At 68.4% G+C, this 22,039-nt stretch carries 19 protein-coding genes; 5 read left to right on the forward strand and 14 right to left on the reverse strand.

Annotated elements, in window-relative coordinates:
• Nucleotides 1-7 precede the first annotated feature (7 nt).
• From J2X36_RS02825 to J2X36_RS02855, 7 genes are all read right to left on the reverse strand, one after another.
• Nucleotides 8-289 (reverse strand): MSMEG_0570 family nitrogen starvation response protein, encoded by a 282-nt coding sequence (locus J2X36_RS02825; RefSeq protein ID WP_310345905.1) that lies wholly within the window; start codon nucleotides 287-289, stop codon nucleotides 8-10.
• Entirely contained in the window at nucleotides 282-1,457 is a 1,176-nt protein-coding gene (locus tag J2X36_RS02830; RefSeq protein ID WP_310345908.1) for an MSMEG_0565 family glycosyltransferase, read from the reverse strand. The genes J2X36_RS02825 and J2X36_RS02830 overlap by 8 nt, the downstream gene beginning before the upstream one ends.
• Nucleotides 1,454-2,446: a sll0787 family AIR synthase-like protein gene (locus J2X36_RS02835; protein WP_310346555.1), complete on the reverse strand. Its 993-nt coding sequence runs from the start codon at nucleotides 2,444-2,446 to the stop codon at nucleotides 1,454-1,456. The genes J2X36_RS02830 and J2X36_RS02835 overlap by 4 nt, the downstream gene beginning before the upstream one ends.
• Nucleotides 2,446-2,991 carry an MSMEG_0567/Sll0786 family nitrogen starvation N-acetyltransferase gene (locus J2X36_RS02840; protein ID WP_310345911.1) on the reverse strand — a complete coding sequence of 182 codons (546 nt, stop codon included), beginning with the start codon at nucleotides 2,989-2,991 and terminating at the stop codon, nucleotides 2,446-2,448. Before J2X36_RS02840 ends, J2X36_RS02835 begins: the two co-directional genes overlap by 1 nt.
• Nucleotides 2,988-4,091 carry an MSMEG_0568 family radical SAM protein gene (locus J2X36_RS02845; RefSeq protein ID WP_310345914.1) on the reverse strand — a complete coding sequence of 368 codons (1,104 nt, stop codon included), beginning with the start codon at nucleotides 4,089-4,091 and terminating at the stop codon, nucleotides 2,988-2,990. Before J2X36_RS02845 ends, J2X36_RS02840 begins: the two co-directional genes overlap by 4 nt.
• On the reverse strand, nucleotides 4,045-5,121 hold the full coding sequence (locus tag J2X36_RS02850; protein WP_310345917.1) for a Nit6803 family nitrilase: 1,077 nt from the start codon (nucleotides 5,119-5,121) through the stop codon (nucleotides 4,045-4,047). The genes J2X36_RS02845 and J2X36_RS02850 overlap by 47 nt, the downstream gene beginning before the upstream one ends.
• An 80-nt stretch (nucleotides 5,122-5,201) precedes the next feature.
• Nucleotides 5,202-5,684 (reverse strand): MSMEG_0572/Sll0783 family nitrogen starvation response protein, encoded by a 483-nt coding sequence (locus J2X36_RS02855; RefSeq protein ID WP_010685777.1) that lies wholly within the window; start codon nucleotides 5,682-5,684, stop codon nucleotides 5,202-5,204.
• 355 nt (nucleotides 5,685-6,039) lie between these two features.
• Between J2X36_RS02855 and J2X36_RS02860 the strand changes: the two genes are divergently transcribed.
• The gene (locus J2X36_RS02860; RefSeq protein WP_310345927.1) at nucleotides 6,040-7,470 is read left to right on the forward strand and encodes a PLP-dependent aminotransferase family protein; all 1,431 of its coding nucleotides are present in this window, start codon (nucleotides 6,040-6,042) and stop codon (nucleotides 7,468-7,470) included.
• A gap of 159 nt (nucleotides 7,471-7,629) precedes the next feature.
• On the opposite strand, the gene J2X36_RS02865 is transcribed toward J2X36_RS02860, so the two are convergent.
• Complete coding sequence (locus J2X36_RS02865; protein WP_310345930.1) at nucleotides 7,630-8,025, reverse strand: c-type cytochrome; 396 nt, start codon at nucleotides 8,023-8,025, stop codon at nucleotides 7,630-7,632.
• A gap of 223 nt (nucleotides 8,026-8,248) precedes the next feature.
• Nucleotides 8,249-9,646, reverse strand: a complete 1,398-nt coding sequence (locus J2X36_RS02870; RefSeq protein WP_310345932.1) for a PLP-dependent aminotransferase family protein — start codon at nucleotides 9,644-9,646, stop codon at nucleotides 8,249-8,251.
• A gap of 191 nt (nucleotides 9,647-9,837) precedes the next feature.
• On the opposite strand from J2X36_RS02870, the gene J2X36_RS02875 reads away from it, so the two are divergent.
• On the forward strand, nucleotides 9,838-10,242 hold the full coding sequence (locus J2X36_RS02875; RefSeq protein WP_310345934.1) for a DUF983 domain-containing protein: 405 nt from the start codon (nucleotides 9,838-9,840) through the stop codon (nucleotides 10,240-10,242).
• A gap of 145 nt (nucleotides 10,243-10,387) precedes the next feature.
• Here J2X36_RS02875 and J2X36_RS02880 read toward each other — a convergent pair whose 3' ends face one another.
• The 5 genes from J2X36_RS02880 to J2X36_RS02900 all read right to left on the reverse strand — a co-directional run bounded on the left by J2X36_RS02880 (nucleotide 10,388) and on the right by J2X36_RS02900 (nucleotide 14,730).
• A complete protein-coding gene (locus tag J2X36_RS02880; RefSeq protein ID WP_310345936.1) occupies nucleotides 10,388-10,699 on the reverse strand; it encodes a hypothetical protein in 312 nt (103 codons plus the stop codon).
• Between the two features lie 204 nt (nucleotides 10,700-10,903).
• The gene (cynS, locus tag J2X36_RS02885) at nucleotides 10,904-11,392 is read right to left on the reverse strand and encodes a cyanase (RefSeq protein ID WP_310345938.1); all 489 of its coding nucleotides are present in this window, start codon (nucleotides 11,390-11,392) and stop codon (nucleotides 10,904-10,906) included.
• Between the two features lie 132 nt (nucleotides 11,393-11,524).
• Complete coding sequence (locus J2X36_RS02890; protein ID WP_132255643.1) at nucleotides 11,525-12,511, reverse strand: ABC transporter ATP-binding protein; 987 nt, start codon at nucleotides 12,509-12,511, stop codon at nucleotides 11,525-11,527.
• A gap of 8 nt (nucleotides 12,512-12,519) precedes the next feature.
• Nucleotides 12,520-13,359 carry a nitrate ABC transporter permease gene (ntrB, locus tag J2X36_RS02895; RefSeq protein WP_310345946.1) on the reverse strand — a complete coding sequence of 280 codons (840 nt, stop codon included), beginning with the start codon at nucleotides 13,357-13,359 and terminating at the stop codon, nucleotides 12,520-12,522.
• A 3-nt stretch (nucleotides 13,360-13,362) separates the two neighbouring features.
• Entirely contained in the window at nucleotides 13,363-14,730 is a 1,368-nt protein-coding gene (locus J2X36_RS02900; protein ID WP_310345948.1) for a CmpA/NrtA family ABC transporter substrate-binding protein, read from the reverse strand.
• A gap of 232 nt (nucleotides 14,731-14,962) precedes the next feature.
• Here J2X36_RS02900 and J2X36_RS02905 point away from each other — a divergent pair, with 232 nt between their 5' ends.
• The 3 genes from J2X36_RS02905 (at nucleotide 14,963) to J2X36_RS02915 (ending at nucleotide 21,955) form a co-directional block, all read left to right on the forward strand.
• A complete protein-coding gene (locus J2X36_RS02905; RefSeq protein WP_405029719.1) occupies nucleotides 14,963-16,789 on the forward strand; it encodes a sigma-54 interaction domain-containing protein in 1,827 nt (608 codons plus the stop codon).
• Between the two features lie 217 nt (nucleotides 16,790-17,006).
• Nucleotides 17,007-17,180, forward strand: a complete 174-nt coding sequence (locus J2X36_RS26815) for a hypothetical protein (protein ID WP_405029715.1) — start codon at nucleotides 17,007-17,009, stop codon at nucleotides 17,178-17,180.
• A 467-nt stretch (nucleotides 17,181-17,647) separates the two neighbouring features.
• Nucleotides 17,648-21,955, forward strand: coding sequence for a diguanylate cyclase domain-containing protein (locus tag J2X36_RS02915; RefSeq protein WP_310345953.1), 4,308 nt, complete (start codon nucleotides 17,648-17,650; stop codon nucleotides 21,953-21,955).
• Nucleotides 21,956-22,039 lie beyond the last annotated feature (84 nt).

The following is a 22,039-nucleotide window of genomic DNA, read 5'->3' on the forward strand; positions in this document are numbered from 1 at the left end:
TACGGCTTCAGGGCTCAAAGGCCTCGACGGTGACCCGGCCGCCGGCAGCCTGTCGCTTCGCGGCGGCCTCGATCCGGGCGAGCTGATCCAGGGCGGACGAGCACGCGAACCCGTACTTCTCGCGCACCCGCTCGCTCGCGATGTTCAGGGCCGTGCGGGCCTTCGCGACGAAGTCGTCGAGGGCGTAGCTCTCGCCCGGTGTGAGGAAGTCCTTCACGACGAGAGAGGGCGAGTAGCAGGCCTCGCGCCGGCCGTCGGGCCAGCGGACGTGGAAGCGCATCTCAGGCATGGATCGGCTCCTGTTGGACGCGGGCACAGGCCGCGTAGGCGTCGCGGTGGCGCTCCGCGCAGGCGCGCCAGGAATGGAGGGCCGCCCGCGCGAGGCCGGCCGTTCGCAGGCCGGTACGAGTGTCCGGCTTCAGAGCCTCGGCCATGGCTTGGGCGAGGTCGTCCGGGTCGGCGGGATCGACGAACAGGGCGTCCTTTGCCGTCAGGTGCTCGGTGAAGGGCGGCCGGCAGGACACCATGGTGGGGGTGCCGCAGGCCATCGCCTCGAGGACGCAGAGGCCGAAGCCCTCTGTCCAAGAGGGGAAGGCCAGGACATCCGCGATCCGGTAGAGCGCCGGCATGTCGGCCTGCGGCACAGGCCCCGTCTCGACCACGGCCTCGCCGAGGCCGACGGCGAGACCGTGCGCCGCCAGGGCCGCCCGACACCGGGCGCGGTAGGGCGCGTGGTCGAGCAGCGAGGCACCCCCGGCGACCACGAGCTGAGCTCGCGGCTGGCGCTCACGCAGACGCGCGAAAGCCGCGATGGTCCCGGCCGTGTTCTTGCGCTCCTCGAAGCCCCCGACGCAGAGGACGACCGGCCCCGGGCCGAGACCCCAGCGCTCCCGCACGGCCGTGTCCGCTTCGGTCGGCTCGCTGCGATAGACCGACAGGTCGACCCCGTTCCCGACGACCTGCGCCCCCCGGCCGAAATCGTCCCTGATCCGGTCGGCCCAGGTTCGGCTGACGCTGAGCAGGCCGGTGGCCTCGCGGATCGAGCGGTCCTGCCACTCCGCGAGCAGCGGGTCGGAGAAGCTGTCGATATGGTGGACGGTGCGCACGAAGCCCGGGATCAGCCGCCGGTGCTTCAGGGTCGCGAGCGCGTTGCCCCCGATCCCGTCATGGGCGTGGAACACGTCGAAATCGCAGGCGGAAGGTGTCGCGAAGTGGCGAAGGTAGTCGTCGATGCGAGCGCGCACGAGGTCGACCGTCCTGCCCGCGACCGCATTGGCGGCCACCGGCACGGTGGGGCAGCCCGCGTTCCGGAAGAAGCCGCGGCCGGCCGGATCGGGGGCGTGGACCACCGCCTCGTGGCCCAGAGCGCACAGAGCCTCGGCGAGTGCGAGGCAGTGCGCGACCCCGCCGCGCGGATTGGTGGAGTGGGTCAGGATGGCGATGCGCAGGAGCTTCATGCGGCATTCCCCGCATCCCGGCTGCAGCCGATGAGCGGACTGGCCACGAAGTCCCAAACCACGGCCTCCGCTTCGCCGGAACTCCGGACCCGGGCGACCCGGCTCGCGTCGAGCTGGCCGAGGGCGGCACTTGCGATGCCGCGCTCCGCGAAGCGCGCGAGCACGGCCGGAGTGCGGTCGGGGCGGACGCTCAGGAGATAGCCGAAGCTCGGGAAGGCGGAGAGCCAGCGGGCGAGCGGGACGTGTTCGGGCTTCGGAATCGCGTCGAGGTCGATGACGCCGCCGACGTTCGAGCATTCGAGCAGCATCAAGGCAGTGCCGACGACGCCGGCCATGCTGATGTCCTTGGCGGCGCAGGCAAGTCCGTCCTCGGCAAGTCCCGGCAGCAACGCGAGGTCGCCGCGCAGGCGCTCGCCCGGAGCGCCGGTCGAGGCATCCCAGTACGGATGCGGATCGCGGAAGCGCCCGCGCAGGTCGATGGCCGCGACGAGGTCGTCGCCCGGCGCCGCGTCGAAGCTCGTCAGGAGACGTGGGCCCGCCCGGCCGAGGACCGCGACCGCGAGGTTGTCGGCAGCCGCGCGGGTGTTGGTATGTCCGCCGACGATCGGCACGCCATAGAGCGCGGCGGCGTCTGAGAGGCCGGCGAGGATCGGGTCGGCTTCCGCCGCATCCCGGCTCCACAAGGCATCGACCACGGCAAGCGGGCGCCCGCCCATGGCGGCCACGTCGCTGAGGTTGACCATGATCCCGCAGTAGCCGGCGAAATACGGGTCGGCGGCGACGAAGCTGTCGAGGAAGCCCTCGATGGCGAGGAGCAGGTGGCCGTCGCCGTCGCGGATGGCGGCGCAGTCGTCCCCGACCGGCACCGCGGCGTGCCGGCCGCCGAGCCCGAGCCGCGCCACCACCGCGTCGATGTCGCGCTTGTGCGCGACGCCGCGCGCGTCGCGGATCTGGCGGGCCAGTCCCTGCAGGTCGAAGGCCGCCGTCATCATGCGGCCCTGCGGAAGGTGACGAGCCCGTGCTCGGGGTCGTGCATCGGCGGGTAGGCCACGAGATCCGCCTGCATCAGGTGATGCGGCCGTCCATGGAGCTCCACCGTGTCGAGGCTCACCCAGTGAAGGGCCTGGAACAGAGGCACGTTTCGCTCCTGCACGTGGGCCAGGAAGCGCGTACAGCCTCGGGCATGGGCCGAGGAGACCGCGACCTCGATGAGCCCGGCGCCCAGCGCCGCCGTACCGCGGAAGGCGCTGGCGACGGCAAGGCGTGAGCCCCACCACTCGCCGGGCCGCTCCGCGACTTCGTGGATGCGCACCGTGCCGACCACGGCGTCAGCGTCGCCGGCGAGCGTCGACAGGGCGCAGATCGGAATGGCATGCGCGTCGATGGCGTCGCGGTCGTCGCCCGCGAAGATGCCCTGCTCCGCGCAGAAGACTTGGCGGCGAAGGGCCGCGCAGGAGCTTCGCTCCCATGCGCTCGTGGCGAACTTCACCCGGAAGTGGCTGGGCCGGTATGGCGGGACGGGTTCGAACATCATGCCGCCACCCCCGCGCGCTCGTAGGTGGACAGCGCCGAGCAGGCACCGCAGCGCCCGCAGCCCGCCCTGATGTCGGTCGAGCGCAGATTCGCGGCGGCCAGCATGTCCGCGAGCGGCTTCAGGATGGCGTGCATGAAGTCCGGACCCGGGGCCGGATGGCTCTCCAGCGGCGTGCCGGAGATCGGTACGAAGGGCACCACGAAGGGGTAGACGCCCATACCGATCAGGCGCTCGGCCATCGCCAGGATGGCTTCCGGCGTGTCGCCGAGCCCGGCGAGAATGTAGGTCGAGACCTGCCCCCGCCCGAAAACCGGGACGGCGGCCGCGAAGGCATCGTAGTAGCGCGCGAGCGGTACGCTCGCCTTCCCCGGCATGATCCGCGCACGCACCTCCGGGGTCACGGCCTCCAGATGCAGGCCGAGGGCGTCCACGCCCGAGACCTTCATCCGCTCGAACCAGCGGTCGTCATCGGGCGGCTCGCACTGGGCCTGGATCGGTAGGTCCACGGCCGCCTTCACCGCAAAGGCGCTCTCGCACAGCACGGCCGCCCCCCGGTCGTTGGCGTTCGGCGTGCCCGTGGTCATCACCATGTGCTTGACGCCGTCGAGCAGCACCGCGGCGCGGGCGACCTCGGCGAGCTGCTCCGGGCTCTTGTGCGCGACGGTGCGGCCGGCGGCCAGTGACTGACCGATCGAGCAGAACTGGCAGGTCTTGGCGCGGCTCGCGTAGCGGATGCAGGTCTGCAGGATCGTGGTGGCGAGCACGTCGCGGCCGTGCAGCACCGCGATCTTGGAATAGGGCACCCCGTCGAAGGTCGAGAGCGCGTAGAAGCGAGGCTTGCCCGGGAAGGTGGCCCGCCCGATCACCACGCCGTCGTGCTCGATCACCGAGACCCCGTCGCCATCGGGGCGGCGCACTAGGAAGGGCGAGCCGAAGGCGGTCTCGGTGTGGACCGGCACCATCACGGTGCGGCCCGCGATGGTCATGGCCTTGTGGTCCGAGGGCCCGGCTCCGCCGCGCCGGCTCGGCGCCCCGGCGCGGCTGTCGGCGAGCCTAACGCCGTAGGACTGCAACGCGTTGATCAGGCGTTCCGTCGGCATCCCGACCAAGCCCGCCACGACCGGCGGAAACGAGGGAAGGCTCGTCGGAAGCGGGCTGCTGCTCATGGTCGAGGCTCCGGAGGTCGGTCTGGGAACGGGTCGGCTGGTGCACGAACGAGGCCGGACGGTCGTCGTGGAGGAGGCTGAGGAGCTCGGGCCGGGCGTAGTGGCCGACGGAATCCATCATCCGCTTGCGCTTGGTCACCAGCGCGAGGTCCATGTCGGCGATCAGGATGCCCTCGCCGGGTCCGAGCGGGTCGGCGAGGTGCTTGCCCTCGGGCGAAACGATGGCGGTGCAATTGCCGCCGCGACAGGCGCCGCGCAGGCGCTCGTCGGGGCAGACCTGGGCCACCTGCTCGTCTGTGAGCCAGCCCGTCGCGTTGACCACGAAGCAGGCCGCCTCCAGCGCGTGGTGGCGGATCGCCACCTCCATCTGGTCGGCGAAGATCTGGCCCACCAGCGAGCCCGGGAACTGGGCGGCGTGGATCTCCTCGTGGCGGGCCATCAGGGCGTAGCGGGCGAGCGGGTTGTAGTGCTCCCAGCAGGCGAGTGCCCCCACGCGGCCCACGGCCGTATACACGACGTCGAGGCCAGCGCCGTCGCCCTGCCCCCAGATCATGCGCTCGTGGTAGGTCGGCGTGATCTTGCGCCGCTTCAGCTTCAGCGCACCGTCCGCGTCGAAGATCAGCTGCGTGTTGTAGAGCGAGCCGTGGTCGCGCTCGTTGACGCCGAGCACGACGACGGTGCCGTGGCGGCGGGCGGCGGCCGCGACTGCCTGCGTCACCGGGCCCGGGACCGTGGGTGCCCGCTCGTAGAGCTTCAGGTGCTCCGCGCCCTGCATCGCCGGCGGCAGCACGAACGAGAAGTAGGGGTAGTAGGGCACGAAGGTCTCGGGGAAGACCATGAAGCGCGCGCCCTTGGCCGCGGCTTCGTCGATGGCGTTGAGCACGCGCTCCAGGGTGCCCTCCGGACGGTCGAGGTCCGGTGCGATCTGGACGGCGGCGGCGCGCACGATCCGGTTCTCTGACATGGATGATCCTCGGGCTGTGACGGCGGCCGCGTCGTGCGGCCGCCGGATGCGACGTCCCGGTCGGCGGGCGCGAAGCCCGGTCAGACGGTCCAGGTGTCGATGATCACCGCATTGTCGCGCTTGTGCAGGAGGATGCAGTCGAGCACGTCGAGGGGATTGATCATGCGGATGCCCTCGATGAAGGCCGCCTCCCCGTGGCCGTAGAGGGCCTGGGTCGAGAACCGGCAGGCATAGACCTTGCCGCCCTCGGCCATGAACTTCTCCAGCTGGTTGTTGAAGTTCAGGTGGCCCGGGAAGGCTTCGTCGCCGAGACGCGGGAAGCCGCGCTGGACACCCAGCGTGATGCCGGGGCCGTAGAGCAGGATGGAGGTGTCGAAGCCCTTGCGTTGCAGGCGGGTGGCCTGGAGCAGGTTTACGAGGCCGATCGAGCCCTCGAAGGCCACCGTATGGAAGGTCACCAGCGCCTTCTGGCCCGGTTCGGCCTTCACGTCCTCGAAGACCTTCTCCTCGTAATCGACCAGGAAGTCGCCCTTCTTGTGGGCTTCGCGATTTACGGCCGGCATGGTCTCGCTCCTTGATGCACAGGACCGGCCATCCCTTTGCGTCAACCGGTCTCGCCACCGGCATGGCAAGCGGCATGCCAAAATGGTTGGATAAGGACTGCCATCAATGACTCCTCTTGAATGCATACAATAATACGATCAAATAATCGGGGTGCGCTGAAGGAAGTTGGCCGATTGCACATGATCCCGTAGCGGCAGTCGCGTAATATTTCGGCACCATCTGCATTCCCGGCAGCCACTGCTTGATCGCCTTGTCTGGAAAACCTGAAGCGTCAGCACGGCGCAGAGCGGTACGGCTATTGCTAGCCATACAATCTGATATTGATCGGATGATGGTAGGATGGGTGGCGCGCGGATGAACGGGACCGGACGCGGAGCGGGATCAGAGGGCTTGCACGGGGGGGCTGGAGCGTGGGCGCCGGACCTGAAGCGCTGGGGCAAGCCGCACTACCTCGCGATCGTCGAGGCGCTGGCGGACGACATCCGCAACGGCCGCCTCCTGCCCGGCACGCGTCTGCCGACGCAGCGGGCCCTGGCCGAGGTCCTGGACCTCAACTTCACCACCGTGTCGCGGGGCTACGTCGAGGCGCACAAGCGCGGTCTGATCGAGGGCCGCGTCGGCCAAGGGACCTTCGTGGTCGATCCAGCCCGCACCATGCGCCCTGCCGAGGCGGCCCGGCCGGGGCCGGTCGACTTCACCATGAACCTGCCCCCGGAACCCGATGCGCCGACGCTGAAAGCCCGCATGCAGGCCTCCTTCGCCGAGTTGTCGGGCGACCTCGTCAACCTCCTTCGCTACCAGGGCTTCGGCGGGACCGAGGAGGATCGGGACGCGGCGACGCGGTGGCTCGCGGGCCGCGGCGTCCAAGCTCCGCGAGAGCGCCTGTTGATCTGTCCCGGCGCGCACAGCTCCCTGTTCGCCATCCTCGGGCAGGTCGCACGCCCTGGCGACGTCATCTGCGCCGAGCGGATCACATACCCGGGCATCCGGGCGATGGCCGCGCATCTCGGCCTGCGCCTCGTCGACCTGCCGATGGACCGCCATGGGGTGGATCCGGACGCGTTCGCGGCCGCGTGCACCAAGGTCACGCCCAAGGCGCTGTACCTCAATCCGCTGCTGCAGAACCCAACAACGGCGACGATCCCTTGGGGCCGCCGCGAGGCGATCATAGCGGTGGCACGCCGCTACGCCGTGACCATCATCGAGGACGACGCCTACGCCCGGATCTGCCCGACGCCGCCGCCGAGCTTCGCGACGCTCGCTCCCGAGATCACCTACTACGTCGCCGGCTTGTCCAAGTGCCTCGGCGCCGGCCTGCGGCTCGCCTTCCTGGTGGCGCCGAGCGCCCGCGCCGCGCTTCCGCTTGGCGGCGCGTTGCGCGCAGCCACCGTCATGGCCTCGCCGATCGCGACGGCCCTGGCCACGCGCTGGATCACGGACGGCACGGCCGAGGCGATCGTGCAGTTCGTCCGCGCCGAATCGGCCGCGCGCCAGCGCATCGCCGCCACCCTTCTCCCGGCCGGCACCTTCAAAGCCGACCCGCACGGGTTCCATGTCTGGATCACGCTGCCGGAAGGGTGGACCCGCTCGGCCTTCGCCAGCCAGGGCCGCGCGGCCGGGCTCGGCGTGGTCGGCAGCGACCCGTTCTGCGTGGGCGGCACGCCGCCCGAGGCCGTACGCCTGTGCCTCGGCGGCCCCATCACCCGGGCGCAGATCTCGCAGGGGCTCGAAGTGCTGGCCCACGCCCTCGACGGTTCGCCGGCCCTGGCCTCGACCTACATCTGAGCCCCGTCCGCCTCGCGGCGGGCACTCGCCGTCGGCTGACTGCCGTTCCTTGCTGACCCTCCGAGCCCCGCGACCGGCGATCGCAACCGGAGCGGCACCGCCGCGGCCGTTCCCCGGGACCTCGGCCGGTAACGGAAGGACCGCTCCTGAGCGATCGGCTCATGGTGGCGGACGCTGCTGGTCGGCCGGGGTCGCCGCTCGCCGGCCCTGACGATCATCGGGTCGCTCCGACTGCGCCTGCAGGTAGGCGATGACATCCCCCCGGTCGAGCGGATCCGCAATCCCGGTAAAGGTCATGCTCGTGCCGGGCGCGAACTTGGCTGGAGCTGCAAGCCAAGCGTCCATCTGGTCCGGCGACCAGACCTTACCCAGCGATCGTAGTGCGCCGGTGTAGCTGAAGCGCTTGCTGTTGCTGGCGAGGGGTTTGCCCATCACGTCGAAGAGGTTGGGGCCATTCCGGTCGCCCGACCCCCTCCCGATCGTGTGGCAGGCTGCGCATCGGGCAAACAAGCGGCCTCCCCTCTCGGGGTCCGCGACCCGCAGGACGTCGGTCAAGCTCGGGTCGGGGCCCAGCGCTCGGCGCCGTTCCCGCTCGTCATCGGAGCACCCTGCGGCAAGGGGGGCGAGCAGGAGCAGTGCGGTGCACCGTGCGAGCCATGGGCGATGCATGCCTCGGCATGATCGTTCAAACATCCGCGGACGCGCCCGTGCCACCGGTCGTTCCTTCCACGCGGCCGGATGATCAGGGCCGCGGGACGCGCCCGCCCTGTCAGCCATGTCAGACGACCGTCGAGATCGCACCGGGCGGATGCGAGAGCAGGTTCGCGAGCAGGCTGAGGCCATACTGCAGCGTCGCGCCATCGGGTGCGGCGCCCAAGGAGACGCGGATCGCCTCGGGAGCCGGCCCGACCGCGAAGGCGTCGCTCTGGATGACGGACAACCCGAGCTGCCGCGCGTGCGCGCCGAACTCGCCCCGCCGCCAATGTGACGGCATCTGCAGCCAGAGGTGATGGCCGCAGGGATGCGAGCGAAAGTCGAGGCCCGCGAGCGTCTCCGCCGCTATCGTCTGGCGGAGCCCGTTCTCCCGCCTGATGGCGGCAACGATCGCGTCGAGCTCCCCTTCGGCGATCCACTCGGACGCCAGGGCCGCCGCAAGCGGCGAGGCCATCATGTTGATGGCCCGGAGCTCGGCCGCGAGCCAGACCGCCGCGTTCGTCCCGGGGACCGCGACGTAGGCGATGCGGAGGCCCGGGCTGACGCACTTCGATAAGGTCGCGATGTGCCACGTGATGTCGCTCGCCAGGGCCGCGAACGGGGCCGGGGCATCGGGCGGCAGCGCGCCGTAGGCGTCGTCCTCGATGATCGCGACACCGTTCGCGCGCGCGATCTCGGCGATCCGCTCGCGTCGGGCCGCCGGCAGCGTCGCGGTCGTCGGGTTGTCCAGGGTAGGCACCAGGTACAGGGCCCGCGGCCGCCGCGCCCTGCAGCATTCGAGGAAGGCTTCCGGGATCAAGCCCTCCTCGTCACACTCCACGGGCACGAGGCGCGCGCCGAGACGCTCGGCGGCCATGCGCAGGCCGGGATAGGTCAGGGCCGGGACGCACAGGTCATTGCCAGGTTTGAGGACGACGGCGAGGACGGCGGACAAGGCCGCCTGGGCGCCGCCGGCCACGAGGACGCGCTGAACCGCCACGGGGCCCAGGCGGCGGCAGAGCCACTCGGCTGCTGCCGCACGATCAGCCAAATTCCCCGCACTGTCCTGGTACTGCATGCGATCGAGGAAGCCCGGCGTGGCGGCGAGCCTCGACAGGCCCCCCTCCAGGCGCTCAGCCAGCCTCGCCTCCGCCGGCTGCGGGGGCATGTTCATGCTGAAATCGACACTGCCGGACGGGCTGAGCACGGGCAGGCTGGAGCCTCTTGACGGCCGTGAGGAGCCACGAACAAAACTGCCCCTGCCGACTGCGGCATCGATCAGGCCCGTCCGCCGCGCCTCGTTGAAGGCCCGGGTCACCGTGGTGAGATCGACGTTGAGGTGCTTGGCCAAGGCGCGCTGCGGGGGCAGGCGCGAACCGGGCGCCAGGCGCCCGCTGCGGATGTCCTCGGCCAGCGCCTTGACGATGGCCAGGTACTTCGGCCCAGCGCCTGCGACAATTGTAGGGCTCCAGGCTTCCATCATTGACCCCTGATCTCAGCTCAGTGTATGCCTACGCGCACCCCGCTAATAGGCTGAATGCCCTACTGTCTAGCTGGCAGTGATAGCCCATCGTTCGGCCCAGAATGTATGGTTATTAGTCCATACATTCGCGGTGTGCAAGCGGCGCTCCTGCCGAGATGCAGGACGAGCAGCGAAGTCAGGAACGTTGGACGATGCAGAGATCGACGGATCAATCGCTGATGTCGGTGGGACTCCGCTGCCGGTGTCCTCGCTGCGGAGAGGGCCACCTGTTCGACGGCTTCATCACCCTGAAGCCCCGCTGCGAGGCGTGCGGACTCGACTACGGCTTCGCCGATCCGGCCGACGGGCCCGCCTTCTTCATCATGATGACCATGGCCTTCCCCGTGACCGCCTTCGGGATCTGGCTGGAATTGGCCTACGACCCGCCGCTCTGGATCCATGCCGTGATCACGCTGCCGCTGCTCCTGCTCGCCTGCGTGCCGATCATTCGGCCGTTGAAGGGCCTTTTCATCGCGAGCCAGTACATCAACAAGGCCGAGGAGGGACGCTTCGCCGTTCCGAAAGCCTCCGGCGCCGGCCCGACGCGCCAGGAGTGATCAAGCCGCTTGCCCCACGCAGCCTCTGATCAACACGCGTCGGCGCCATGGCGCACATTCGGCGGGGCTCAGATGAAGGCGTCAGATCGACCTTGAGCGGACAGCGGTTCGCACGCCGGGGCGGCGCTGGCACGGGACAACCTCATCAGGGCCAAGCGCGGATCAACGCTCGCGAGAACAGCCACGCGATCAGGGGCAGCGCGATCAGCAGGAGCGCCCTCGCCGCTGACAGGCGCACGGCAGCGGCATCGCTCCGGGCGCGCGCGATATGTCTCGCGCGCGGCGAGCAGGGCGGCCCTTCCAAAAGGATCGTCAGCGGCGCGATGAAGAAGGCGATCGCGATCCCGAACAGGAAGCCGATCATCGCGCCTGGAAATGGCGGAGCCGACAACAGAACCAGCACCACAAGCAGGGCCAGGACGATCTTGAAGTGCGCGCTCAGGCGCCGATCGAACACATCGGGTAGTGAATATATCGGCGAGCAAGGATGACTGCTCCGCACCCCATCCGAGCCTTCGGCGGCAGCGCTTCAGATGCCCGCTTGGTGTCACGTCGAGAATCGAATACCGGCGATAATCCTGAGTGTGGCAAGTTCAACGCGCGCGTAGAACGCATCCACGTCCGGCCGGCCGGTTGTGATCCGCCGGCCGGAGCGATGCGCTCACCCTTCCTTGAAGCCGTATTCGGGCACGCCCTCCTCGTTGCCGTAGTACTTGTAGGGCAGGAACTTGCCCGAGAGGTTCATCTTGACCCGGTCGCCCTTGTTGTTGGGCTCGCGCTCCATCGTCATGTTGAAGTCGATCGCCGACATGATGCCGTCGCCGAATTCCTCCTGGATCAGCTCCTTCCACGTCGTGCCGTAGACCATGACGAGCTCGTAGAAGCGGTAGATCAAGGGGTCGGTCGGCGGCATCTGGGGGATCGAGCCGCGATAGGGCGCCTCGTTCAGCATCCGCTCCTCGGCCTTCGAGAGGCCGAACAGCTCCGCCGCCCTGGCGGCCTGGGCCTTCGGCAGCTTCATCTGGCCCATGCAGGCCGCCGTGATCAGGATCGGCGAGATCCCGCCGATCTCCTCCTGGATGTACTTCCAGGTCCAGCCCTTCTCGCGCTTGATGTCGAGCAGCTTCTCGGTGAGGTCGTCGCGCTTCATGCTCTGCTCCTTTGGATCGAGAGTTTTCAGGGTTGCCGTCGGCCGTCCGGGCGCGGGGGCGTGGCGCCTGGACGGCGATCCCGTCTTCGGCCCCTCGCTCAGGGACGGGCCGTGACGGAACGGGGTGGGGCGTCAGGCGCGGCGCGGGGCCGGCTCGGTCGAGGCCGCGATCGCCTCCGCGTCGGCCTCGCTGAGGGAGGGGCGGACGACGGGCGGGTGACGCGGATCGTAATCGGCCGGCATCGCGTCCCGCATCGTTCTGGAGCGCGACACCAGGAAGTCGATCAGGTGATTGCGCAGGGCGTAATAGCCCGGCGCGTGGTGGAGCTGCGTGCGGTCGCGATCCTTGGGCAGCGGATTCTCGACGATCTCGGCGACCTTCGCCTCCGGCCCGTTGGTCATCAGCACGATCCGGTCGGCGAGGTAGATCGCCTCGTCGACGTCGTGGGTGATCATGAACACGGTCTGCCCGGTCTCGACGCAGATCCGGCGCACCTCGTCCTGCAACGTGCCGCGGGTGAGCGCGTCGAGCGCCGAGAACGGCTCGTCCATCAGCAGGATCTTGGGCTCGATCGACAGCGCCCGGGCGATGCCCACGCGCTGCTTCATGCCGCCCGACAATTCGGAGGGCCGCTTGTGCTCGGAGCCGGCGAGCCCCACCGTGGCGATCGCCTTCCGGGCCCGCGCCTCGATCTCGGCTTTCGGCGCCTTCCGCCAGCGCGACGAGACCGCGTAGGCGACGTTGCCGAGCACGCTGCGCCAGGGCAGCAGGGCGTGGCCCTGGAAGATCACCGCGCGGTCGAGGCTGGTGCCGGCGATGGCCTGCCCATCGACGATCACCGCGCCCTCGGAAGGCGCCTCGAGCCCGGCCAAGATGTTGAGCACGGTGGTCTTGCCGCAACCCGAATGGCCGATCATGCAGACGAACTCGCCGCGGCGCATCGGCAGCCACAGGTTCTCGAAGATCGTGGTCGTCTTGCCCCCCGGTGCCGGGTAGCGCCGGGCAATGCCCTCGATCGAGATGAACTTTTCGGACGTCGACATGCGGCGGGTCCCGGCCTGATCGGTGTCGGGAGCGGTGCGACCGGCGCGCCGCACGAAGGGGAGAAGCTTGCTCATCGGGCGCCTCACTCGGGGAAGGTGACGAGGCGTTGCGCCCGGGCGAGCACTTGGTCGAGGACCATGCCGACGAGGCCGATCACCAGGATCGAGGTGATCACGTTGGTGATCGAGAGGTTGTTCCACTCGTTCCAGACGAAGTACCCGATGCCGGTGCCGCCGACCAACATCTCGGCTGCCACGATGACGAGCCAGGCGATGCCGATGGAGATGCGCATCCCGGTGAGGATGGTGGGGGCGGCGGCCGGCAGGATCACCGTGAAGGCCCGGCGGATCGGCCCGACTTCCAGCGTGCGGGCGACGTTGAGCCACTCCTTCCGGGTCGAGGCGACGCCGAACACCGTGTTGATCAGCATCGGCCAGACCGAGCAGATGAAGATCACGAAGATCGCCGACAGGCTCGAATCCTTGATCGTGTAGAGGGCGAGCGGCATCCAGGCGAGCGGCGAGACCGGCTTGAGGATCTGGATGTAGGGGTCGAGCGCGCGGCTCATCAGAGGCGACATGCCGATGAGGAAGCCGACCGGGATCGCCACCAGCACCGCGAGGCCGTAGCCGAGCGCGACGCGCCCGACCGAGTAGGCGAGCTGGATGCCGATGCCCTTGTCGTTGGGGCCCCGGTCGTAGAACGGGTCCTTCAGGTGCTTCCCAATGGTCTCGGCGACATCGAGCGGCCCCGGCATCGCGGACTTGCCGGTGGTGGCGGTGGCTCCCATCAGGGCGGCGTATTCCGGGTTCATCGCCTCGGTCTTGGCGGTGCCGCTCACCGCGACCTGCCAGACGAGCAGGATCGCGGCGAGCAGCGCCAGCGAGAGCACGCCGGCGCGGAGGTTGAGTGTGCGCGTCATGGCTCAGCTCGCCCGCTTGATCTTGAACGAGTCGAGGTATTCCTTCGGCCTCGATGGGTCGAAGGTCTTGCCCATCACCGCAAAGGTCTTGCTGGTCGCCTCGGGCGGGGAGAAGCCGTCCTGCTTCATCAGCTTGGCGGCGTCGGTCGCCAGATAGACCTGGCGGGCGACCGCGGCGTAATCGACGTCGCCCTTGAGCTGGCCCCAGCGCTTCATCTGGGTCAGGATCCAGACCGCGAAGGATTGCCAGGGGAAGGCGTCGAAATCGACGCGGTCGGGCACCTTGCGCACCTGTCCCAGCCCGTCGGCGAAGGTGCCGGTGAGCACCTGCTCGACGACCGTGAGCGGCTGGTTGAGGTAGTTCGCCGGCGCGATCGCGGCGGCGATCTCCTTCCGGTTCTCCGCCTTCGAGGCGTAGGCGGTCGCCTGGATGATCGAGCGCAGGAGCGCCGCGTAGGTGTTCGGCGTCTCCTTGATGAAGGATTCCGAGGCCGCAAAGGCGCAGCACGGGTGCCGGTCCCAGATCTCCTTCGACAGGATGTGGATGAAGCCGACGCCGTCGTAGACCGCGCGCTGGTTTACCGGATCGGGGGCGAGGAAGCCGTCGATGTTGTCGGCGCGCAGGTTCGCGACCATCTCGGGTGGCGGCACGGCGCGGATCTGCACGTCGGTGTCGGGATCGATGCCGGCTTCCGCCAAGTAGTAGCGCAGCAGGTAGTTGTGCATCGAGTAGTCGAACGGCACGGCGAGCTTGAAGCCTTTCCAGTCCTTCGGGTCGCGCCTGTCCTTGTGCTTCATCGCCAGTGTGATGGCTTGGCCGTTGACGTTCTCCACCGCCGGCATCGTGTAGGCTTGCGGGTTCGAGCCGAGGCCAAGCGAGATCGCGATCGGCATCGGCGCCAGCATGTGGGCGGCGTCGTATTCCCTGTTCAGCGTCTTGTCGCGGATCACCGCCCAGCCGGCGGTCTTCACCACCTCGACGTTCAGGCCCTGTTTCTCGTAGAAGCCCATGGGCTTGGCCATGATGATCGGCGTGGCGCAGGTGATCGGGATGAAGCCGACCTTCAGGTCGGCCTTCTCGGGCTTGCCTGCTTGCGCAAACGCCTCGGCGGCGAACTTCACGGGTAGGAACTGGCTCACCGCCGCGAGCGCGGTTGCGGCGCCGACGCTCCTCAGGAAGGCGCGCCGCTCGGCGTCGTGGGGGAAGAGCGCGCGCATCACCGCGCCCTCGACCGCCCTCTCCAGCGCGGCCTCACCTGTCGGCGCGCCGTGATCCGCGTCGTGCGCGGCCTGGCTCGCATGGGCACCGCAGGAGCAGCCGCCGCGGGCGAGGCGGCGTTTGGCATCGAAGGGGTTGTCGAACAGGGCCATTTGCGCCTCGCGCGGTTCGGGACGTCAAGGAATTGGCAAGGGGTGTGCCAAGCGCGCGGATCAGCCGAACCTGTTTCTCGTCAATGACTTGGAGCGACACTGCAAAACTACGAGATTTCGTGTAAAACGAAGTCTCGTAGTTCAACGACGAGATCTCGTAATGCCGGAGGCAGGTCTCTCCTCAGCCGCATATGCCGGTTTCGGGCTCGTCTTCGAGGCAGGCGCCGAGGCCATGCTGGTGCTCGATCCGGCCGGGGACCGGATCGTCGATGCCAACGACGCCGCGGCGCGCCTGCTCGGCCACCCGCGAGCGGCGCTGCGGGCCATGGCGGCGAGCGCCCTGCATCCGGGTCAGGTGCCGGCGCTGATCGTGTTCACGCAGGGCGTCCAGGCCAAGGGGCGCTGGTGGACCCACACGCTCACGCCCCGGCACGGGGCGGGCCGCGCCCTCAACGTCGAGTCCGTCGGCGCGGTGCTGCCCAATGGGCTCGTCCTCGTCACGCTGTTCGATCTCGACGAGCGCCGCCAGCGGCAGGTCGACCGAGAGGCCGACCGCCACATGCGCGCCGGCCTCTCGGAGTGGCAGCGCATGGAGCGGATTTTTCGCGATATCGAGCGGGAGAACCAGTTGATCCTGCGCGCCGCGGGCGAGGGCATCTACGGGGTCAATGCCGAGGGGGTGACGACCTTCGTCAACCCGGCCGCCGAGCGCATGCTGGGCTGGGCCGCCGCCGACCTCGTCGGCCGGGACATGCACGCCTCCGTGCACCACACCCACCCGGACGGCTGCCCCTATCCGCACCGGGATTGCCCGATCTACGCGGCCTTCCGCGACGGGGCCGTGCATCAGGTCGACGACGAGGTGTTCTGGCGCCGCGACGGCACCTCCTTTCCGGTCGAGTACACCTCGACGCCGATCCGCGACCGGGGCGCGCTCGTCGGGGCCGTCATCGTGTTCCGCGACATCAGCCAGCGCCGCGAGGCGGACGAGCGCCTGCGGCAGGCGCTCGCCGAGGTCGTCTCCCTGCGCGAGCGCCTCGAACTGGAGAACGCCTACCTGAAGGAGGAGATTCGGGCCGGCAGCCACCATCAGGGCATCATCGGCCGGAGCCCGGCCATCGAGGTGATCCGGCGCCAGATCGATCTCGTGGCCGGCACCGACGCCACGGTGCTGGTCACGGGCGAGTCCGGCACCGGCAAGGAGCTGATCGCCCGCGCGATCCACGAGGCCAGCCGCCGCCGGGATCGACCCCTGATCCGGGTGAACTGCGCGGCGGTGCCGCGCGAATTGTTCGAGAGCGAGTTCTTCGGCCATGCCCGCGGCGCCTTCACGGGCGCGCTGCGCGACCGGGTCGGGCGCTTCGAACTGGCCGACGGCGGGACGCTGTTCCTCGACGAAGTCGGCGAGATCCCCCTCGACCTTCAGGGCAAGCTCCTGCGCGTGCTGCAGGAACGCTCGTTCGAGCGCGTCGGCGAGGAGCGCACCCGCGCGGTCGACGTCCGCCTCGTGGCGGCGACGAACCGCGACCTGAAGGAGGAGGTGCGCCGCGGTCGCTTTCGTGGCGACCTCTACTTCCGCCTCAACGTCTTCCCGATCGGCGCGACCCCTCTGCGCGATCGGCCCGAGGACATTCCCCTCATCGCCCAGCACATGCTCAGCGGCGCCGCGCACCGCCTCGGCGTGCCCGAGCCCCGCCTGACGGAGGGCGATGTCCGCCGCCTCATCCGCTACGGCTGGCCGGGCAACGTGCGGGAACTGGAGAACGTGATCGAGCGCGGCGTCATCCTGGCCCAGCGCGGACGCCTCCGCCTCGACCTGCCGGATCTGGAGGAGGCCGGCCCGAGCGGGGCCGCCGCCGGCGACGCCCTGGCGAGCGCCGCTCCCGAACACCGTCCGCGCAATGAGACGGAGCGCCGCGCCCGCGACCGGGCCGAGATCGTCGAGGCATTGACTTTGTGCGGCGGCAAGGTGTTCGGACCGGGCGGCGCCGCCGAACTGCTCGGCGTGCGTCCGACGACGCTTGCTTCCCGCATCAAAGCCCACGGCATCAGGATTTGATTTTTTGTTTCTTCGTATTTTAAAAGTTAAATTGGAAGGTAAATTATGTTTATCAGATCATCGTCTAAAGACGAAAGGCTGTTATTTCTAAAAAAGGTGAAGGCGTTTGATGGTGGGCAGTGGTTCGGCAGATAGGCGCTGAACGGCAGGTTCATCTGCCTCAAGAGCTTCGATCTCACACAGTGGACGGCCCGGGTGTGATGCCGAATTCCTTGCCGTGATCGTTCAGTTGCGCCTCCGGCCGGAGCCGATCAACGGGCTTACCGTCATCGGCACCTGCCGCCGCGACGAGCTACGCCGCAACGCCGACGCGCTGATCCTGACCAAGCCTCTCGGCGTCGGGGTCTGTTCCGAGGCGATCCGGCGCGAATCCCTGCCCGCGGGCGGCTAGGATGAATCCATCGCCACGACGACGCGGCTCAACCGCATCGGCACCGATCTCGCTCGCGACCGGACCTGCATGCGCTGGCCGACGTGACCGGCTTCGGGCTGTCAGGCCACCGGCCTCGGCGCTCGTCCCAGCGCTACCGCACGCGCTCGGATCCGCAGATCGCGCTGCGCATGCGGCTGAAGGAGTTGGCGGCTGCACATCCTGCTAATGGGCTTCAGCATCGCTCCGCGCTCTCCTGCGCGCGACGGCTTCATGGTTGCGTTACAGGATCGTGAAGCGGGGATTGCTTGATGTGCCAGATCGCCTGATTTCCACCTGCCGCGTCGGTCGCTTCCAATCAGAGGGTTAAATTCGACCGCGAGGCAGAACGCTGGCCGAATGGCAGGTTATTAATGCACACCGCTTAGGTTCGGCCGGGGTCAGGCAAGGTTCCCGCGATGAGGGACTGACCCGGTGAGGTCCGCTGCATGTATCCGTTGCACCCGAACGAGGTGGAACGCCTGAAGGCGCTGCACGATCTTGAGGTGTTCGGCTCCCCTCCTGAGCCGCATTACGACGCGATCTGCCGGACCGCTCAGGCGCTCTTCGGTGTACCTATCGCGCTCGCGTCGTTGGTTGGCGAGACCGAGCAGTGCTTCAAGGGCCGGTGCGGTCTGAACATGAGCGGGACCTCGCGTGAGGTCTCCTTCTGCACCCACACCATCCTCTCGGACGAGGTGCTCGTCGTCGAGGACGCCACAAAGGATGAGCGGTTTTCTGCCAATCCGCTCGTCACAGGTGAGCCGCACATCCGCTTCTATGCCGGTGCACCGCTCATCCTCGGTCCTGGCCTCCATCTCGGCTCCCTGTGCATCATCGACCGCACGCCGCACGCCTTCTCAGCCGAGCAGCAGGAGCAGCTTCGCGATCTCGCTCAGACCGTCGTCGCTCAGCTTCGCCTCATCAAGGCGGAGCATGTGGCACGTGCGGGCGAAGCCCGCCTGCGCGAGAGTGAGGCCAACTACCGCCTCCTAGCCGACAACAGCACCGACCTCATCGTGCGGTGCACTCCCAACGGAACGCGCCTCTACGTCTCGCCGGCTGCCAAGCGCCTGCTCGGCTACGAACCGGAGGAGCTCGTCGGCACCACATCCCTCGACTTCGTGCATCCAGAGGATGTGGCCGACTTCAGGCGGGTGCTGGGCGCAGTGGGTCGAGGCTGTTCCGAGCGAGCCGTCAGCCAGCAGCGTTACCGGCACAAGAACGGCTCTTGGCTGTGGGTCGAGGCGTCCTTCAGCGTCACACGTGATGCGGCCGGCGCTGCGTCCGGCTTCGTTGCCGTGGTGCGCGACATCTCCGAACGGAAGAACGTTGAGCACGCGATGGCGCATATGGCGCGCCACGACCCCCTCACCGGCCTGCCAAACCGCCTGCACCTTCGCGAACAGCTTGAGCAAGAGATTGCGCGCACGAAGCGCAACGGCAGTGGCTTTGCCCTGTTCTACCTGGATCTCGACCGCTTCAAGCTCGTCAACGACACGCTCGGGCATCAAGCCGGGGACACCTTGCTGAAGGTCGTTGCGCAGCGGATCAGGGCTGTTCTGCGCACCGAGGACACGGTTGCACGGCTCGGTGGCGACGAGTTCGTGATCATCCAGACTGGGTGCGCTGGACCTGCGGACGCAACACGGCTGGCCGAGCGTCTGATCGCGGCGATGGACCCGCCCATCGATCTCGGCGGCTACCCAGCCGGGGTGGGACTCAGTATCGGCCTCGCCCTCTGCCCGGGTGATGCAGCCGAGGCTGATAGGCTGATCGGTCAGGCGGATCAGGCGCTCTACCGAGCGAAGACCGGCGGGCGGAACACCTTCCGCTTCCACGCAGGAGGTGAAGCCCCATCGGGCAGGAATGATCCTGAGCCGTCCGGTGTCCTCCGGAGCCGCGGCATCGATCCCATCGCCTCGCACCCCAAGCTCTTTGACGAAGTAATGTCCGGCTTGTTGGAGGGCAGCACGGATTGCGTGAAGCTCCTCGATGAGCACGGCCGGCTGCTCTTCATGAGTTCGGGTGGTCAGAGGGTGATGGAGGTCGAGAACGCTGGGTCGATCCTCGGTCGGTGCTGGCTCGACTTCTGGGAAGGCGAGCACCGCGAGGTGGCGCAGCAGGCGTTTCAGACAGCCAAGGCCGGTGAGCCCGCCCGCTTCCGAGGCTTCTGCCCCACGGCCAAAGGGCAGCCACGGTGGTGGGATGTGAGCCTGAGCCCCATGCAGGGGCTGAGCGGCTCGCCGCACCGCATCCTCTCCGTTTCCCGTGATGTGACCGCACAGATCGAGCTTGAGGCGACGCTCAGCACGACAGCCCAGCGCTACGAGGCGCTGATCGAGGCGACTGCGACCATGGTCTGGCGAGCGAAGCCGGACGGCTCTCTCATCGAGAGCAGCGGGTGGGAAGCCTACACGGGTCAGCCGCAGAGCGCCTATGCCGGTTTCGGCTGGATGAGCACCGTCCACCCCGATGACCGGCAGCGCGTGAGATCCACGTGGCACGAGATCTTCGCCTCGCAAGCGGCAGGCTCCTTAGAGTTCCGTGCCTTGTGCCGAGACGGAACATACCGGTGGACGCTCACCAGGGCCGTGCCGCTCAAGGACGGCTCCGGTCAGGTCCTTGAGTGGGTCGGAACCGACAGCGACATCCACGAGAGCAAACAGGCTAGTGAGGCAATCCGCCTCCAGGAGGAACGCTACCGGCTGGCCATGCTCGCGACCCAGGATGCGATCTGGGATCACGACCTCAAATCGGACGCCATCGCGTGGAGCGAGGGAACGTTCCGGCTGTTTGGCTACTCCGACGCCGAGATCGCCAACACGGGCGCTTGGTGGAAGAGCAAGATCCACCCCGATGATCGAGCGCGCGTTACGGCTTCCCTTCGGTGCGTCATCGATGGCCATGAGCACCGCTGGAGCGAGGAGTACCGCTTCGAGCAGGGCGACGGCACCTATGCTGACGTGCTCGACCGAGGTTTCGTGATCCGGGACTCGCGGGGGCGAGCCGTGCGCGTGGTCGGTGCGATGCACGATGTCACCGAGGAGCGGCGAGCGGATGCAGCATTGCGGGCCAGCGAAGAGCGCCTGCGGCTTGCCTTGCGAGCGGGCCGGATGGTCGCCTGGGAACACAACCTCGAGACCGGCCAGAGCAAACAATCTGGGAATGCGTTGGACCTTCTTGGCATCGGCTCCGGCGCGGCGTCACAGTTCTACGACCGCGTTCATCCGGATGACCGCGCAGGGATGGACCGCTTCATTCAAGGGGCAGAGAGCCACGAGGGCCGAGAATTCCGTTACGTCCACCCGACCGGCGGCACGATATGGCTGAGCGCGTGGGCTGAGCGGGCCGAGGGGAACCGCCTCGTCGGCATCACCTTCGACATCACCGAGCGCAAGCGCGCTGAAGAACGCGCATGGCGCGCAGCCAATCACGACGCGCTCACGGGTTTGCCGAACCGCCGGCTGTTCCACCAGCGGCTGGAGCAGGCACTGACGGCCGCCGAGCGGGGCGGTACGAGTGTGAGCCTGCTTCTCTTAGACCTCGACAACCTGCGGGACGTGAACGACACGCTCGGGCACGATGCGGGCGACAGCGTTCTCATGGAGGTCGCTCGGCGTTTGCAGGACGGCCTGCGTGAGACCGACACGGTGGCGCGCCTCGGTGGCGACGAGTTTGCCTTACTGCTCGTCGAGCCGCTGCGCCTGGGGCACGCACTGAGCCATGCACGAGGGCTCACAGAGCGGCTGAGCCAGCCGTTCTGCCATCGTGGCCACACGCTCTCGTGCAAGGCGAGCATCGGTGTTGCGGCCTATCCCGATCACCACCACAGCCCGCACGACTTGCTGAAAGACGCTGACATCGCGCTCTACCGCGCCAAGGTGCAGGGCCGGAACCGCGCTGTTGTGTTCGCGCCTGAGATGCGGGCTGAGACCGAGAGGCGCGTCAGCATCGCGAGCGAGGTTCGGGCGGCTCTCGCAGCGGCCCAGATCGTGCCCTTCTACCAGCCGAAGATGTGTTTCTCGACCGGTGCGATCGTCGGCTTCGAGGCTCTGGCGCGCTGGCAGCATCCCGAGAAGGGGCTGCTCACCCCCGGCTACTTCGGCTCGGCGTTTGACGATCCGGAGCTTGCCACAGCCATCGGCGACAGAATCCTCCGGCAGGTCGCGGCGGATCTGCGGGAGTGGCGGGAACATGGCCTTGCCCTCGGCCGGGTGGCCGTGAACTTTGCCTCGGCGGAGTTCCGCAAGCCGGATCTGGCCGGCAGCGTTCTGGCGGTGCTGACCGAGTACGGCCTTCCAGCGAGCCTGTTCGAGGTCGAGGTGACCGAGACCGTCTTCCTCGGCCACGGCAGCGAGAACGTGCCAGCGACCCTTCACCGGCTACGCGATGCCGGCATTCTGATCACGCTCGATGACTTCGGCACCGGCTTCGCCTCGCTGACGCACCTGAAGCAATTCCCGGTCGGCCACCTGAAGGTGGACCAGAGTTTCGTGCGCAACATGGAGCAGGACAGCGACGACGCGGCCATCGTCGCGGCGGTGGTCGGCCTCGGCCGCAGCATGGGCGTGAAGGTCACGGCTGAAGGTGTCGAGACCGAGGGTCAGGCACAGCGGCTCAGCGCGATGGGCTGCGACTACGCCCAGGGCTACCGCTACGCCAAGCCGATGGCCGGCTCACGTGTGCCCTGGTTCCTGACGCATTGGAGTGCGGCTGCGGCGGTCGAGGAGAGCCAGATGCTGCGCCTTGGATGACCCGCGGTGGTTCAGCGAGGCTCCGGCTTTGCCGGCGTCCACGACCTCAGCGGCAGGCGCGTGCCGGTGCAGCCCGTTCGTGCC

It is taken from the genome of Methylobacterium sp. BE186, from assembly GCF_031457035.1.
Classification (GTDB): Bacteria; Pseudomonadota; Alphaproteobacteria; order Rhizobiales; family Beijerinckiaceae; genus Methylobacterium; species Methylobacterium segetis.